General features: G+C 55.5%; 11 protein-coding genes. 4 read left to right on the top strand and 7 right to left on the bottom strand.

Annotation, left to right across the window (positions count from 1 at the left end):
* Positions 1 to 56 precede the first annotated feature (56 nt).
* The 7 genes from E9531_RS02745 to E9531_RS02775 all read right to left on the bottom strand — a co-directional run bounded on the left by E9531_RS02745 (position 57) and on the right by E9531_RS02775 (position 11,266).
* Entirely contained in the window at positions 57 to 5,612 is a 5,556-nt protein-coding gene (locus E9531_RS02745; protein WP_211343348.1) for a glutamate synthase-related protein, read from the bottom strand.
* 729 nt (positions 5,613 to 6,341) lie between these two features.
* A complete protein-coding gene (locus E9531_RS02750; protein WP_158291705.1) occupies positions 6,342 to 6,887 on the bottom strand; it encodes an Lcl C-terminal domain-containing protein in 546 nt (181 codons plus the stop codon).
* Positions 6,888 to 7,128: 241 nt separating this feature from the next.
* Positions 7,129 to 7,359: a DUF1653 domain-containing protein gene (locus E9531_RS02755; protein WP_136572181.1), complete on the bottom strand. Its 231-nt coding sequence runs from the start codon at positions 7,357 to 7,359 to the stop codon at positions 7,129 to 7,131.
* A gap of 31 nt (positions 7,360 to 7,390) precedes the next feature.
* The gene (gene rarD, locus E9531_RS02760; protein ID WP_136572182.1) at positions 7,391 to 8,326 is read right to left on the bottom strand and encodes an EamA family transporter RarD; all 936 of its coding nucleotides are present in this window, start codon (positions 8,324 to 8,326) and stop codon (positions 7,391 to 7,393) included.
* A gap of 136 nt (positions 8,327 to 8,462) precedes the next feature.
* Entirely contained in the window at positions 8,463 to 9,422 is a 960-nt protein-coding gene (locus E9531_RS02765) for a purine nucleoside phosphorylase YfiH/LACC1 family protein (RefSeq protein ID WP_244609941.1), read from the bottom strand.
* Positions 9,423 to 9,462: 40 nt separating this feature from the next.
* Positions 9,463 to 10,680, bottom strand: a complete 1,218-nt coding sequence (gene gspF / locus E9531_RS02770) for a type II secretion system inner membrane protein GspF (RefSeq protein WP_136572183.1) — start codon at positions 10,678 to 10,680, stop codon at positions 9,463 to 9,465.
* A gap of 94 nt (positions 10,681 to 10,774) precedes the next feature.
* On the bottom strand, positions 10,775 to 11,266 hold the full coding sequence (locus E9531_RS02775) for a thermonuclease family protein (protein WP_158291706.1): 492 nt from the start codon (positions 11,264 to 11,266) through the stop codon (positions 10,775 to 10,777).
* Between the two features lie 474 nt (positions 11,267 to 11,740).
* On the opposite strand from E9531_RS02775, the gene E9531_RS02780 reads away from it, so the two are divergent.
* Genes E9531_RS02780 through E9531_RS02795 form a run of 4 tightly spaced genes read left to right on the top strand, consistent with a single transcriptional unit; the run spans position 11,741 to position 15,015 of the window.
* The gene (locus E9531_RS02780) at positions 11,741 to 12,871 is read left to right on the top strand and encodes a Re/Si-specific NAD(P)(+) transhydrogenase subunit alpha (protein ID WP_136572185.1); all 1,131 of its coding nucleotides are present in this window, start codon (positions 11,741 to 11,743) and stop codon (positions 12,869 to 12,871) included.
* The gene (gene panD / locus E9531_RS02785) at positions 12,868 to 13,242 is read left to right on the top strand and encodes an aspartate 1-decarboxylase (RefSeq protein ID WP_136572186.1); all 375 of its coding nucleotides are present in this window, start codon (positions 12,868 to 12,870) and stop codon (positions 13,240 to 13,242) included. The genes E9531_RS02780 and panD overlap by 4 nt, the downstream gene beginning before the upstream one ends.
* Positions 13,243 to 13,267: 25 nt before the next feature.
* On the top strand, positions 13,268 to 13,597 hold the full coding sequence (locus E9531_RS02790) for an NAD(P) transhydrogenase subunit alpha part 2 (RefSeq protein WP_136572187.1): 330 nt from the start codon (positions 13,268 to 13,270) through the stop codon (positions 13,595 to 13,597).
* Positions 13,594 to 15,015: an NAD(P)(+) transhydrogenase (Re/Si-specific) subunit beta gene (locus E9531_RS02795; protein WP_136572188.1), complete on the top strand. Its 1,422-nt coding sequence runs from the start codon at positions 13,594 to 13,596 to the stop codon at positions 15,013 to 15,015. Before E9531_RS02790 ends, E9531_RS02795 begins: the two co-directional genes overlap by 4 nt.
* Positions 15,016 to 15,218 lie beyond the last annotated feature (203 nt).

Below are 15,218 nucleotides of genomic sequence, written 5' to 3' on the forward strand. Positions count from 1 at the left end.
AGTGGCCAATGCCTGCACAGAGTCCTAGGCATTGGTCGTGTTGCTGCTTCGCGGTCTTAACGTGCCGCGCTCAGGGCTGCAGTCAGATCTGGCAACGCTGCCTTGGCAAACAGCTCTTCAAAATCAGGCATGCGCCCAAGTGCAGCGGTATTGCGGCGGTCTTGGTCCATGATCCAACCATATGTGGCCGGCGCATCAATAGAGCGGATGTTGCGTTGTGCCAACGCCGCTTTGTAGTCCGCCAGGCGCTTGGCGGCAATCAAGGCTGCCAGTGCGTCATCGCTGTATGACTCAATGGCAGCACGGGCATGGCGTTGCAGCTTGCTCATCAAACCAAAGTCTTCGGTCATCAGTAGGTTGCGCACGGCTTTTTGGGCTGCGGCGTCTTCAACGCGCGTATCTTTGGGCAACTGGCTGAGGGCCAATTGCTGCGCCGTACGCAGCACTGTGTAGTTGTTGAGCAGCACCAGCATTGCGTGGTTGTCCATTTCGCCATAAGCGGGTACGGCCCCAGCGGCAATGGGTTTACCGTCGCGCCACGCCCGTTTGAATTTGGCGACTTGGTGGCTGGCTAGCGCTGTAGAGAGTTCTTCGAGCAGCTCTTTGCGGGGTTTGTTCTGCAAAATGGCTGACGCATCTTGGTACAGCAGCAAGGCGCGCGGCATGGCAAATACAAAATGCACACGCTCGGCATCCCAATGGGTCAGGAGCCAGGCGGCCTTCTCTGAATGGGTGGCCTCAACATGCCAGCGCAGCAATTGCAAGATGGCCTGTTCATGCACACGCGGCATTTCGCCCTCGTCAGTGAGTTGGCCCAGCAATACAGAGTCGCTGGCGGCGTACTGCGCCAAGGTGTTGTACGGGTCGTATTGGTAGGCAAAGCCACCGCTCATGCCGTTGCCAAAGCCTTTGCCATACGTCCCCAGGTTGAGCACGACGCCGTTGGTCATGTATTCACAGCAGAAGTCGCCAACGCCTTCCACGATGGCTGTGGCGCCAGAATTGCGCACCGCAAAGCGATCACCAGCCTGGCCTTGTACAAACAAGCGACCGCCTGTCGCGCCAAACAGGGCGAAGTTGCCGATCAATACGTTGCCGCCCGGCTCTTGCGAGCCGCCACCTGGCGACAGCACGATCAGCTCACCCCCGCATTGGCCTTTGCCAACCCCGTCGTTACAGGTGCCGCTGTGTTGCATGCGCATACCGTCATTGCAGAAGGCGCCATACGATTGGCCTGCTGCACCGCTGGTGTGGATGCGCACACTGCCAGCGCCCAAGTAGCGGCGGCCACGGTCATCGCACAGTACCGCAGGAGTGGACTGCAATTGCTCCTCTGTCAGTTCGTGGTTGAGCATGCGTTCGATGTCGATGGCCAATTGGCCGCCCACGCTTTTGCAACGGTTGCTCAGCACCACCCCATCGCCGAGTTCAACGCGGTCGGCATGGTTGCCCACCAGTGCATGCCGCACAGGAGCCAACCAGATTTGATCGTGTGTGAAGTCTTTTTCTAAATACACCGGGGCAGCAATCGTGACTTCGGGCACTACGGTGAGCATGGCGCGCAAGTCGAGTGCACCCACTTCATGCGCATGTGCCATTTGATGCAACAGGTCGCTGCGGCCACGCGCTGCGCGCAACGATGGCAGGCCAATGCGCGCCAAAATTTCACGCACTTCATGGGCCACATTCATGAAGTATTGGGCCAATTGCCGAGGGTCGCCATCGAAAGCTTCGGCATTGGTTGTTAAGCCTGCGGGACATTTGATGTTGCAGTTCTTGGCCATCACGCATTTGAGCATCATCAGCGCAGTGGTGCCAAACTCAAAGCTGTCGCCGCCCAGCAAAGCCGCTTTGACCACGTCGGAGCCGGTTTGCATGGCACCGGAGCAGCGCAATTGCACCTTGGCGCGCAAGCCGTTGGCACACAGCGCATGGTGCACTTCGGCAATGCCAATTTCAGCGACTCGACCGGTATATTTCAAACTGGTGACCGATGCGGCGCCAGTGCCGCCGGTATTGCCAGCTACGTTGATGACATCCGCCCCCGCTTTGGCAACCCCCACTGCAATGGTGCCAATGCCTTCGCTGGAGACGAGCTTGACAATGACTTTGACGCGTGCGGCCTTGCAGTCATGGATCAGCTGGGCCAAATCTTCAATGGAATAGGTATCGTGGTGCGGTGGCGGTGAGACCAGCTCTACCCCCGGTGTGCCGCCGCGAGCTGCGGCAATTTCCACCGTGACTTTGGGCGCAGGCAGTTGCCCGCCTTCGCCGGGCTTGGCCCCTTGACCGATTTTAATTTCCAGCTCTTCAAGCATGGGGTCAGCGAGGTAGCCTGCCCATACACCAAAGCGGCCTGAGGCGAGCTGTTTGATGCGTGAGGCACGAATGGTGCCGTGGCGCGAGTAGTGTTCACCGCCTTCACCGCAGTTGCTCATGCCGCCCACCATGTTGGTGCCATGGGCCACGGCTTCGTGGGCGGGGGCTACCAGGGCGCCATGGCTCATCGCGCCGGACGCGAAGGTGCGTGTAATTTCGCTGGCCGGTTGTACGGCGCTTAATGGCAAGCTGCTTGGGGCCTCAAAAAGGCGGCTCAAATAGTCAGCTGCTGCATTGCAGGCGTGGATGTGCAGTGCCTCGTTGTGAACCCGCATGTCAAGAATCGAAGGCCCAAAGCGGGTGAGCAATGCATCACCAAGTGCAGCAAGGCGCGCGGGCGCTTCGAGCAATCCGTCAACACAGTCAGTCAGGTGCAAGGCAAAGCGCTGTCCTTCTTCAACGACTTGACTGCGCAGGCCGCGAACTGCAAAGCCGTTGTTGCACAAGGCGTAGCGGCCCAGTTTTCGGCCAAATTCGGCGGCACTGTCTACGTGGGTAAGGTCGGCGGGGAAGGCCAAGATATCGCGCAGCGCAGCGGGGCGCTTTTTACGCTCTTGCAGCATCAGACTGGAGAATTCCCGGTAGGCCGGCGTGATGGTGAACCCGTCGATGGCCTGCGCAGGAATGCGGTCAAAGCTGTTGGCGTCGTAAGCCTTCGCATTCAATGCAAATGCATCGTGCAGTTTGGAGAGGGTAAGCAGGCGTAGAAATTGTTCGCCTTCATGGTTTGGAGCAGTAAATGCAATGGGACGCTCTGTCATGTCCACAAAGCCGCGTACGGCGGTGGTGCCATAAGAGTGACCCGCGCCTTCGGAGCGCTCTTTGAATAGCCCCAGCAATGGCACATCGGACTCTGCGCTGACGCGCAATGCACTTTGGTGCCAGTCAACGACCATGTTGGCAATGTTCTGAAAGCGAGCGCCGCCAACTGGGGTGCGCAGATTGGGAAAGTATTTTTTCAGTACCGGGTCGTTGGTATCGAGAAAATTCGGTTCGAAAAACTCCCCGCATGAATAGCTCTCGACTGTGCACAGGCCGACTTTCCCCATGGTTTTCATAAGCGCTTTTTCAGCTGCTTTGGCGTAGCGTTTGAATGCTTTATTGCCTTCTTCACCTTCGCCGTATTTTTCTTCGGCCCGCATTTGCACGCCCAAGGGGTAGATGGCCGATGCGCCAAAACCCAATGCTGCTGCGATGTGGTGGGAGGAAATGCTTTGCCCACTTTCGACCACGAGAGACACATCCAGCCGCAGACCTTCCTGCACCAAACGCTGGTTGATGGCGGACACCACAATCAGCATTGGCATGGCTGCGCGGCTAGAAGAAACATGCCGGTCAGTCAATACGGCAATGCCCCCCTGTGAACGGGCAAAATCCACCACCGCATTGGCCAGGCTGTCAATGGCGTGCTCCAGCGCCAATGCGTTGTCGGTGCGTGTGCTGATACTGGTGCCAACGACGGGCGTATACAACATGTCAAAGCGTTCATAAGGGGCAACGCGCTGCTCGCGCAGCCGCAACATGTCCAGATGCGTCAAGATGGGCGTGGGGACAATGACTTGCTGGCCTTTACTGCGGCCCAAATGCGGCTTGGCACCCAGTGCTACGCGCAGGGTCATGCCATCGGCTTCTCGGATAGAGTCCAGCGGTGGGTTGGTCACCTGTGCGAAGCGTTGAGAGAAATAATGGGCCACGCCGCCTTCATGGTCGGACAGTGCATTGATGGCGTTGCCATAGCCCATGGCTGAGATTTTTTCGCCTCCTGTGGCCAACATGGGGTCCATCATGAACTTGAAGGACTCCTGGTTGTAGTAGTACGCGACAAAGCGTTGGTAGCGCTGCAGATCACCGTTGTAGCGCATTGGCGAACCTTGTTGTTCGGCAGCAATGGCAGGCAAGTCATTGAGGGTGATGCGTGCTTGCGCCAACAGGGCGGGATAGTCCTTTTGCGCAGCCAGTTTCTCAAGGGCCTGTGCACTGGTGTAGCTGCGGCCTTCTCGGTGGTCAAAATAGAGCATTCCACCCGCTTCAATGCGCCCGCGACGAATCACAGATTCTGGAGCGAAAGCAATCTGCCCCGCTTCAGACATTGCGCCAAGGTAGTGTTCTGTTTCAATGGAGCGCAAGGGGCGCAGACCCAAGCGATCAAGTCGGGCACCAATGATTTGGCCGTTGCCGAAAATGAAGGCGGCCGGGCCATCATTTTTTTCCTCATACAGAGAGAAGTATTCCAGCATCGCCCGTACGCGTGGGCAGAGGGCGGTGTCGTTCTCCCATGCAGGCGGCATCATGGAGACAACGGCCTCAATCAAATCCAAGCCATCTTCAAGCAATCTGCTGTGTAGCGTTTGATCCAGACGTGAGCTGTCTGACTGCCCCTTGGGACGCACAATTGTTTTATCACGAGCCAAGGCCAAGGCGTTTTCTGCAATCCGGTTCTTGCGGTCGGTGTTGAGCTCGCCATTGTGCGCCATCAAGCGAAATGGTTGCGCCATTGTGGTGTGCGGGTCTGTGTTGGTGGAAAAACGGGTATGGAAAAACAGATCGCGTACCGCGTGATCCGGATCCATCAAATCCATGAAGTACGGGATGACTTCGTTGGAGTTCAAACGCCCTTTGAAAACCTGCGTGCGTGAAGACATGGACAGTGGATACAACCCGCCTAATTGCGCGTCGGTGAATGCACGCGCTTCAATGGCCAGCAACGCCTGATAGATGCGCTTTTCAAATTCCTCTTGGCTTTGCGTGTCATCGGGCGAAGCAAAAATCCATTGCACGATGGGCAGCTGAAACCGCTCTGCTGCTGGCCTTGCTGCAGCATGATTCAACGGCATATCCCGTTTAAAAAGAACGGGGAGTTTGAATTCCGCCAGTTTGGCTTCGACCCATTGTTCTGCTCGGTCACGCGCATCAGCATCTTTGGGGACAAAAAAATTGCCAACACCAAACTGGCCTGCTTGCAATGGCAATGCGGTGATTTTGCGAAAAAATGCAATAGACAGGTCTACATTCACCCCCGCACCATCCCCAACGCCTTCGGCGGACATGCCGCCCCGATGCGGCACAGTGCATAAGGCTTCGTGGGCCAGTTGCAGCACTTCATGCGTCTGTACCCCATCTTTTCGGGTTATGAAACCAACACCGCAGCTGTCAGTCGCATCGTCTGGGGTGTATAGCCCTGTGGATTCTGACCTGACCAATGCAGAGGGGGAGTGGTGATCCATATTGTTCATAGGTTTTCTTGGTGTGTTCAAAACAGCCATTTGCATGCTGAGAGGTCTGCAGTAAGTGTCCTGACTTTTTATTGGTGTCAAAAATGCGTTTGATATGCATTTACTAATTAGTGCAAAACCTATCTCGAAATTGCTCAAAGGCGCGCCAGATTACAGATATTTTTCAGGATGCTCAAGAAAAATAAATGGGGACGGTATTTGTTATATAAATTTGCTTATTATTTATAAATAAATGGGGACATATATAAAGTTTTTATCCAGAATGAGGGGCATTGCCAATGCGTGGCGAACACAAGCGACTAGAAAGAATGGGGCGCTATGTCAATCAGGTGTGCACGAAAAATAGTGTGCAATGCAGCAGGCCTATTAAATGCAAGCGTGACAGTGCGCACAGGCCCATGTTTTCGGCGAATTCCAAAAAAAGTGCAGGGGGCTGTGGCGCAGAGGAGTCGGCCATACACGCTCTGGCCTGAATCAGCACGCTTGTGCGCACGACTGGCGCGGCTGATTTATGTGGTGTGAATAAGTCAATGCTGCGCCTGGCATCCAATGGATTGGTATTCTTTTCAGAGGGGCGCACCGAAGCGTGCGCCGCAGCATTGCTGGGTTGATTGACGCGTGTACAAACAGAACAATGGCGAGCAGATGTTCAGATCGCAGGCCATTCTGGCATTCTTGGAAGCGCGCGAACCTGTCTATAGCGGCCCGTCGTTGACGGTAGCCTTCTTGTTACTGAGTTGAAGCGCCTTGGGTGCGTTGTTTGGCTATGGGGTGTGTTTGAACCAGTCGTAGCGCCAATGAGAAGCCAGCGCTGTGCCCATCGACTGCGCCATCCATAAAGTCGATGTAGTAGATTAAGCCGGGTAGCGATGCAATGGGCGTTTGGCTCCAATAGGGGGCGCCATCGCCTAAATCTTCAACGTCAGGAAATACGTGGGTGTCAATGGCAGCCGTATTGCATGGCTGTATGACTAAACTGTGCAGTTGTTCAATCGTGGGGACTTGCCAACCCTGTCCTTGTTTTTTTGCTGCTTCTTGCGCCGCAGCAAGATTCATCAGTTGCACATCTCCTGTGCAGGACTGCCCATCCCATTGTTTGCCGATGCTGCAGCGCATCCAAGTCAAGCCGGTTTGATGGTCGAGCACATGGGCTTCTTTTAGCTCGAAGCGAGAAGGTGTGGCACTGGGTGTGCTGTCCTTGCATGCGCTCCACGCTAAATTGGGTAGGAGTATTGCGGTACTAAGGGCGATTAAAACAGAGGGGATCGAACGCATGCTGGTGGTGGTACGTATTGGCTTCAAAAGGGCGCCGATACTAGCATGCATGCCTCACATCTGGCTCGGCCGCAATCGTATCCACTGCTAAGTATTCTCAGAGCGTGTTTAGGATCGGCGACCTGGTCGCGCAAGACTCAAAAAAAGAGGCGGTGCACAACGGGTAACGCCGTCATATGCTTTTTGCTCGTAACCTATTGGACTCCACTGCAGTCAGCGAGGGGATCCTAAACACGTTCTCTCATGTGCTGAGTGGTGTAAAGCGGGCGATGGCTGTGCCATTGTGGGTGACAGGCTCGCAAAACATGGCATAGGGGCGAACCCATAAACCACCATCGCCGTACAAGGGTTTGTACAGCACCATAGGCTCAAGGGTTTCGCTGTGGCGAACAACGCCAAGCACCTCGTAGTCGTTGCCTTTGTAATGGTGGTAACGTCCAAGAGGAAGGGTTGGAAGGGGCGTTAGAGTCATCGTTGTCACTGTGCTGGACTGGATTGAGGGCTTACTGGCCGTTCGCGTGACTGGCTAAACTGGCTTGGCGCAGCCGCCATTGCGCACGAATCGAGTCGATGGAGAAAACCAGCAGCCCCAGCCAAATCAAACCAAAGGCGACCAGGTGCTGTTGGGTAAAGGGTTCGTGGTAAACAAAAACACCCAACGCCAGTTGCAAAGATGGCGCCAGATATTGCACAAACCCCAAAGTGGACAGCGGCAGGCGTTGTGCCGCATTGGCAAACCACAGCAAAGGCACTGCGGTGGTCAGCCCTGATGCAGCAACCAGTGCCCAGCCTGCCCAACCATGCTGGCCGACTGCAAGCCCTTGGTCGTTACAACCCAACCAAAGCAAGTAAGCGATGGCCACAGGCACCACCAGCAACGACTCAACGGTCAGTCCTACCGTGGCCGATACGGGAGTAAATTTGCGAAAGAGGCCATACAATGCAAAAGAACTGGCCAGCATCAATGAGATCCATGGCACTTGGCCTAGGCGAAGGGCCATCCAGGCAACGCCACAGATGGCCAGGCCAACGGCCAGCCATTGTGCAAGACGCAAACGTTCGTGCAAGCACAGCACACCAAGCAACACGCTGAATAACGGGTTGATGAAATATCCCAGACTTGCCTGCACGACTTGGTCATGGCTGACCGCCCACACAAAGCCCAGCCAGTTGACGGAAACCAAGGCCGCAGTCAATGCCAAGACGGCCAGCAAACGTGGTTTGCGAAAAACGGCAGCCAATGCCCGGCCTTGTTGCATGCCAAGTACCAATGGCACGATCAGCAGCAGCGTCCAAATCACTCGGTGGGCAATCATTTCCAGGCTGGGCACCCAGGCCACCCACTTCCAGTACACGGCCATCAATCCCCAGGAGCCATAGGCCAACAGGGCATAGATCACGCCAGCTTTAGTGTCAGAGGAAGTCGCAGTGGATGGCATGAAGAGTCCAATAGCAGTGAGCGAGCGATCATACGACCAGATGCATGCGGGTAGAGCGTAAGGCGTGACATACGCAGGGCTGAAAGTTTTGTGGCGCGTGGAGATGCGTGCGCTTCTGGCGTTCAATGAAGGGAAGTTACGTGCGATCCAGCCAGATGCATGCGGCCATGCGGCCAGTACTGCCTAGTTGCGCTGCATCGCGGCGGTGTGAAAAATACCATTGGGCGTTGCGCACCGTACACCACGGCGCACTGCCATCGTTGCCATGCAACTGCGTGATGCCCAGTTTCTGCAGGCGAATACGTGCCACGCCGCTCAAATGTGCCATCCAGTGGTCAGGCCGTTGCTGGGGGTGGGGCAGAAAACAGGCCTTGTAGCGTGCATTCAACGCATCGAGTGAATCACAAAGGCTTTCAGACTCGTCGACAAAGGCATTGCGTACGTCCTTCCCGACTTCAAAGGCTTGCGGGCCAATGCAGGGCCCTAACCAAACCAGTGTGTCATGGGCGATTTCTGCATCGGTAAGGCTTTGGCTTTGCGTTTGAAACCAGCGCTTAACGGCTTTGCGGAAGGAATCAAAGCTGGTCTCCAGAATTCCCTGCCCATTGGTGCCAGCCAAGCCGCGCCAACCGGCATGTGCTGCCGCCACAACAGGGGCTTGCTTGTGTGCAAACAAGACAGGCAGGCAGTCGCCCACCATGATGGTGCAGACGACACCGGGTTGTGTGGTGATGGCTGCATCGGCGCAAACCTGCGTCGTATTTGGGGGCAAGTCTGTTGTAGCGTCTGCAGTCAGTGGATGAACGTCACAGCCATGCACTTGTTTGAGATAGCGCGGTGCGGCCGCTTGTGTATACACGCTGGTCGCTTGGATGGCTTGCTGCAGCAGTGCTCGATTGGCTTGGACGTGGGCACGTTCGTCGCCAACGAACTCGCCCATGTTCCAACTGTCCCATGGCGCGGTACTGTGCCCGCCTTGGCGGGTGGTGAACAGCGCTTTAACGAAAGAGGGGGCAGGCCATTGGGGGCGCAATACAAAAGCCTGCGTTGTCTGGTCTGGGAAAAGTGGAGTGGGCTGCGACACGGTTGCTTTCACTGCGTAAGGGGGGGATGAGCGATGCGCAAAGAGCGCAGATTTACTGCACCCATGTATTCATTTGAATGATCGGAAGCAGCACGGCCAGAACAATCACCATCACCGCAACTCCCATGGCCACAATCAGCAAAGGTTCAAGCATGGTGGCCAGGCGCACGGAGCGTCGCTGCACTTCGCTTTGCATTTGTTTGGCGGCGCGTTCGAGCATCAGTGGCAAGTCGCCTGTTTGTTCACCCAAGCGGGCAAACATGGGCAGCAGCGCGGGAAAACGTTTTTTTTGTGCAATCGCTGCGGCCAGGGGGGCGCCTTCACGAACCAGTACCAGGGCATCCATGGCATCGCGGCGCATGGAGCGGTTGCTGACGGTTTCAGCGGCCGCTTGCAGTGATTTCAAAATGGGCACGCCCGCTGCGCTGAGCATGGCCAGCGTAGAGGCAAAGCGCGATGCATTGAACTGCGCACTGAGTTTTCCTATGACCGGCAAGCGTAACCATGCCGCATCAAATTTTTCCCGTTGTGATGGAATGCGCAGCCAGCGGCCTACGCCAAAAATGGCCACTACCAGTGCAATCAGAACCCAAAAACCGTAAGCACGGATCACGCCGCTGATACCCATGAGGATTTCAGTCAACAAAGGCAGGCGGCGGTTTCCACCCGAAAACACATTGGCCACTTGTGGCACTACATAGCTGAGCAAGAACGTCACAATCACAATGCCCACCAGCGTGACGATGGCTGGGTACAACGCTGCGCCCACAATCTGCGACTGCAATGCTTGGCGGTTTTCCAGTTCGTCGGCCAGCCGGTCAAGCACATGGCCGAGCTCCCCGCTTTGCTCGCCGGCACCCACCACTGCGACGTATACGTCTGAAAATTCGTTTGGCCAGGCGCTCAAGGCACGAGCAAAGCTGGTGCCTCCATTGATCTCGGCGCGCAAACTGGCCACCAGCCGTTGCTGGCGCTCGTCTTCAGCTTCTTCTGCCAGCATAGCCAAGGCGCGTTCCAGTGTTAAACCTGAAGTCACCAAGCCGGCTAACTGCCGCGTCCAAATCGTCAAGTTCGTGGCATTGAATACCTTGCTGCCCCAGTGGCGTTGCGAATGGGCCGCATCTTTACCCTGTGCGACGGCTTCAACGGATAAGGGCACTAAGCCTTGCGCACGCAACTGGCTGCGGGCAGAGCGCGCAGAGTCCGCTTCTAACGTGCCTTTGCGAGATTGGCCTTGCGCGTCGATCGCATCAAAAGAATAAGCAGGCATGTGCGTTAATCATGTGGTCTTGAGTAGAGGGTGGAGTTGGTGGCATTGTGCACGCAACCGGCTATCTGGCACTGTAAGAAAACCGCGTTACCGCTTATTGACGGTGACGCCAAGCCCAAGGCGGCGTAGGATTGGCCTGCCCCCATAGCCCTTTGCCACTGCGTTTGGCGCGTGCTTCTGCAGCAACCAAGTGGGGGTAATCACCTGCCGTGGCGCGATAAGCCCATGCCAGACCGGCCTCCACCATGAAAGTCGCCACATCCTGCTGTTTGCATTGCAAATCCAACAGGCTGCGCCCGTATTGGTCACGTTCATGTTGCCGCGCCAATGTGAAGGTTTCGCGCAAACATAAGCGCTGCAATGCCTGGCGCGAGGCTGAACCATAAGGTTGGCGCAACTCGGGCGCATCAATGGCTTTGATACGAATGCGCACCTGTGTGCGGTAGCTGCCTTGCTGGCATTGCGCGCGCACAGTGTCGCCATCTGAGATTCGGTGAATAGTGCATGACATGGAGCCGCTGGCGGCACGTGAGGCTTGTGATTGACCAGCCGCAGTTTGGCAGCCCACCAAGGCTATAGCAACCATGGCTGTCCATAAGCAACGCGAGATGTAGGAAAGAGCAAGAGGCAGGAACATGTTGCGCATTATTTCAAGAAATCATGCGCAACATACGGTTTGGAATGGCATCGCCCTAACAGTAGAGCTGCAGATGGGGCGATGCCTGCTTTCGTATTTAGCGATGACGCGACGTTTTGTCGTATGGAGTTGTGCAAGGGAAGGATTGGCTGGCGCTGCCCATGGTTTGCGGCATAGAGGATTGGTGCCATTGACATATTGCAGGCACGGGGCATGCTGCAAGGTGCTTTGAGGATTGGTTTTTTGGGGGCTTTGGCTGGTATTTTTTGACGTGATGCACAAGTCATGGATGTGACGAAAAAAATCGTCTGTCAATAAATTCTTATTTAATTGGCATCAACTTGCACTATATTCGCGCACTAGTTTGCGCAGAGCATGCGTGTATCCTCATGAGGAGTAGAGATTGATGACAAGGAGACCATCATGTTGATTGGCGTACCACAGGAAACGGCGCGGGGAGAAACCCGGGTCGCGCTGACCCCGGAAACCGCAAAAAAACTCATTGCCCAAGGGCATGCGATTCGCGTGCAAAGTGGGGCGGGTGTGGCTGCATCTGTTACTGATGAAGCCTATCGCAGCGTGGGTGTTGAAGTTGTTGATGCGGCTGCAGCATGGGCTGCCGAGGTAATTTTAAAGGTGCGTGCTCCATCCGATAGCGAGCTGGCACTGATGACGCCCGGCGCGGTATTGGTCGGGATGCTCAATCCATTTGATACGGCCGGCCTGCAGCGTATCGCTGCGGCCAACGTCACTGCGTTTGCGCTCGAAGCTGCCCCACGCACCACCCGCGCGCAGAGTATGGATGTGCTTTCATCGCAGGCCAACATTGCAGGTTACAAGGCGGTGGTCATGGCCGCCAATGCGTACCAGCGCTTCTTCCCTATGTTGATGACAGCCGCTGGCACGGTCAAAGCTGCTAAAGTGGTCGTTTTGGGAGTCGGGGTTGCTGGCTTGCAGGCCATTGCTACGGCTAAGCGTTTGGGCGCGACCATTGAGGCCAGTGATGTGCGCCCTAGCGTGAAAGAACAGGTTGAATCTCTGGGCGCCAAATTCATTGATGTGCCTTATGAAACCGCAGAAGAGAAAGAAGCTGCTGAGGGCGTTGGTGGCTATGCCCGTCCGATGCCTCAGAGTTGGCTGGATCGGCAAAAAATTGAGGTTGCCAAGCGCGTGGCTGCCGCTGACGTAGTGATTACGACTGCGCTGATTCCTGGCCGCGCAGCCCCTACGCTGGTGACTGCGGAAATGGTGCAGGCGATGAAGCCGGGCTCAGTGATTGTGGACTTGGCTGCAGGGCGCGGACCTGATGGTGTGGGCGGCAACTGCCCTTTGACTGAAACTGATACCACAGTGCAAAAGCATGGCGTGACGTTGATTGGGGAGTCAAATTTACCCGCGTTGGTTGCTGCAGATGCCTCACAGCTGTATGCGCGCAATGTGCTGGATTTCCTCAAACTCATTTTGCCAAAAGACCAAGGGCTTCAGATTGATTTGGAAGATGACATCGTGGCTGCCTGCCTGATGAGCCGTGATGGAAAGGTGACCAAACCATGAACCGCATCATGTTGCGTGCCAAGCTACACCGCGCCACAGTGACGGAAGCAGATCTGCATTACGAGGGGTCTTGCGGCATTGACGAGGACCTGATGGATGCGGCCAATATGCGCGAGTTCGAGAAAATCGAGCTCTACAACGTCAACAACGGTGAGCGGTTTTCCACTTACATCATCAAGGCGCCGCGTGGTTCAGGGGCGATATCGCTCAATGGCGCTGCAGCACGTCGCGCGCATGTGGGTGACTTGCTCATCATTTGTACTTATGCACCGATGAGTGAAGAAGCTGCCGCGGTGTACCAACCCACGATCGTTTTATTGGGTGAGAACAACCGAATCACATCGATCAAACCGCCTAATCCTTCGCTTTAAACCGATTCACAACAGGAGAGCCACCATGGAGTTTGTATCCCCCATCGTGACCAATTTGATTATTTTTGTACTAGCCATTTACGTGGGTTACCACGTGGTCTGGACAGTGACCCCCGCATTGCACACCCCTTTGATGGCGGTGACCAATGCCATTTCAGCCATTGTGATTGTGGGCGCCATGCTGGCAGCAGCACTCACTGAAACTCCACTGGGAAAAACCATAGGCGTGCTGGCGGTGGCCTTGGCTGCGGTCAATGTGTTTGGCGGTTTTCTTGTCACACGCCGCATGCTGGAAATGTTCAAGAAGAAAGAACGCAAAGCAGCGCCCAAGACTGAAGGAGGCAATGCATCATGAGCATGAACCTCGTCACTTTGTTGTATCTGGTCGCCAGTGTCTGCTTTATTCAGGCGCTGAAAGGCCTTTCGCACCCCACAACATCGATCCGTGGCAACGTGTTTGGCATGGCAGGCATGTTGATTGCTGTGGTAACTACGGCAGCCCTGATCGTTAAGCTTGCCGGTGGTGCCATGGGTTTAGGGTGGGTCATTCTTGGCCTGCTGGTGGGCGGCACAGCAGGCTCGATCATGGCCAAACGTGTTGAGATGACCAAAATGCCTGAACTGGTCGCTTTCATGCACAGCATGATTGGCCTGGCCGCTGTGTTCATTGCCATTGCGGCGGTGGCAGAGCCTTGGGCCTTCAGTATTTCCGCGCATGGTCAGCCGATTCCTGGTGGTAACCGGGTGGAGTTGGCGCTTGGAGCCTTCATTGGCGCCATTACCTTCACAGGCTCTGTGATTGCGTTTGGCAAGCTGTCAGGAAAATACAAATTCCGTCTGTTCCAAGGTAAACCGGTGCAATTTGCTGGGCAGCATTGGTTGAATTTGGGGTTGGGGCTGCTCGCTGCCTTCTTTATTTTTGGCTTCTGGCACAGCCAAAGCTGGCTAGACATTCTCTTGGTCGTTGCACTGGGTTTTGCGTTGGGTGTGCTGCTCATCATTCCGATTGGAGGCGCTGACATGCCCGTAGTGGTGTCCATGCTCAACAGCTATTCTGGCTGGGCGGCTGCTGGCATCGGTTTCTCGCTCAACAACTCCATGCTGATCATTGCGGGCTCTCTGGTTGGTAGCTCTGGCGCGATCTTGAGCTACATCATGTGCAAGGCCATGAACCGCAGTTTCTTCAATGTGATTCTGGGCGGTTTCGGGGGGGATGCCACTGCAGCTGCAGCGGGAGAACAAGCACAGCGCAATGTTAAAAGTGGCAGTGCCGATGATGCCGCCTTCGTACTGGGCAATGCTGAAAGCGTGGTGATCGTGCCCGGTTATGGCTTGGCTGTGGCCCGTGCGCAGCACGCTGTGAAAGAGCTGGCTGCCAAGCTGACGGAGAAAGGCATTGATGTCAAATACGCCATTCATCCTGTGGCAGGGCGCATGCCTGGTCACATGAACGTGTTGTTGGCTGAAGCTGAAGTGCCTTACGACCAAGTCTTTGAAATGGAAGACATCAATGGCGAGTTTGGGCAAGTCGATGTAGCGATCATTCTGGGGGCCAACGATGTGGTTAACCCTGCTGCACATGTCAAAGGCAGTGCCATTTATGGCATGCCGATTCTCGAGGCTTACAAAGCTAAAACCGTGATCGTGAACAAGCGATCCATGGCTGCTGGTTACGCTGGGTTGGACAACGAACTGTTCTACATGGACAAAACCATGATGGTTTTTGGCGATGCCAAAAAAGTGGTGGAAGACATGACCAAGGCCATTGAGTAAGCCCGCTTGCCACTGTTACCACTGAGGTGGAGAACGCTAGCGTCCATCACCTAAAACCACAAAAACGGGGTGCACAAAGCAATCACTTTGTGTACCCCGTTTTATTTCGTTTGTATAGTCCGCGCATAGCACAGGCTTATGCAAAGGATACTGGCGTGTAGTGGTGATATCGCCCTGACGTGGCAGACCCATGCAGCAAAGCT

The organism is Lampropedia puyangensis (genome assembly GCF_004833285.1).
In the GTDB taxonomy this organism is placed as follows: Bacteria; Pseudomonadota; Gammaproteobacteria; order Burkholderiales; family Burkholderiaceae_C; genus Lampropedia; species Lampropedia puyangensis.

What these genes read in the sequence shown, in the direction of transcription:
- E9531_RS02745 (WP_211343348.1), bottom strand. Translation starts at nt 5,612, where the DNA reads ATGAACAATATGGATCACCACTCCCCCTCTGCATTGGTCAGGTCAGAA.
- E9531_RS02750 (WP_158291705.1), bottom strand. Translation starts at nt 6,887, where the DNA reads ATGCGTTCGATCCCCTCTGTTTTAATCGCCCTTAGTACCGCAATACTC.
- E9531_RS02755 (WP_136572181.1), bottom strand. Translation starts at nt 7,359, where the DNA reads ATGACTCTAACGCCCCTTCCAACCCTTCCTCTTGGACGTTACCACCAT.
- rarD (WP_136572182.1), bottom strand. Translation starts at nt 8,326, where the DNA reads ATGCCATCCACTGCGACTTCCTCTGACACTAAAGCTGGCGTGATCTAT.
- gspF (WP_136572183.1), bottom strand. Translation starts at nt 10,680, where the DNA reads ATGCCTGCTTATTCTTTTGATGCGATCGACGCGCAAGGCCAATCTCGC.
- E9531_RS02775 (WP_158291706.1), bottom strand. Translation starts at nt 11,266, where the DNA reads ATGGTTGCTATAGCCTTGGTGGGCTGCCAAACTGCGGCTGGTCAATCA.
- E9531_RS02780 (WP_136572185.1), top strand. Translation starts at nt 11,741, where the DNA reads ATGTTGATTGGCGTACCACAGGAAACGGCGCGGGGAGAAACCCGGGTC.
- panD (WP_136572186.1), top strand. Translation starts at nt 12,868, where the DNA reads ATGAACCGCATCATGTTGCGTGCCAAGCTACACCGCGCCACAGTGACG.
- E9531_RS02790 (WP_136572187.1), top strand. Translation starts at nt 13,268, where the DNA reads ATGGAGTTTGTATCCCCCATCGTGACCAATTTGATTATTTTTGTACTA.
- E9531_RS02795 (WP_136572188.1), top strand. Translation starts at nt 13,594, where the DNA reads ATGAGCATGAACCTCGTCACTTTGTTGTATCTGGTCGCCAGTGTCTGC.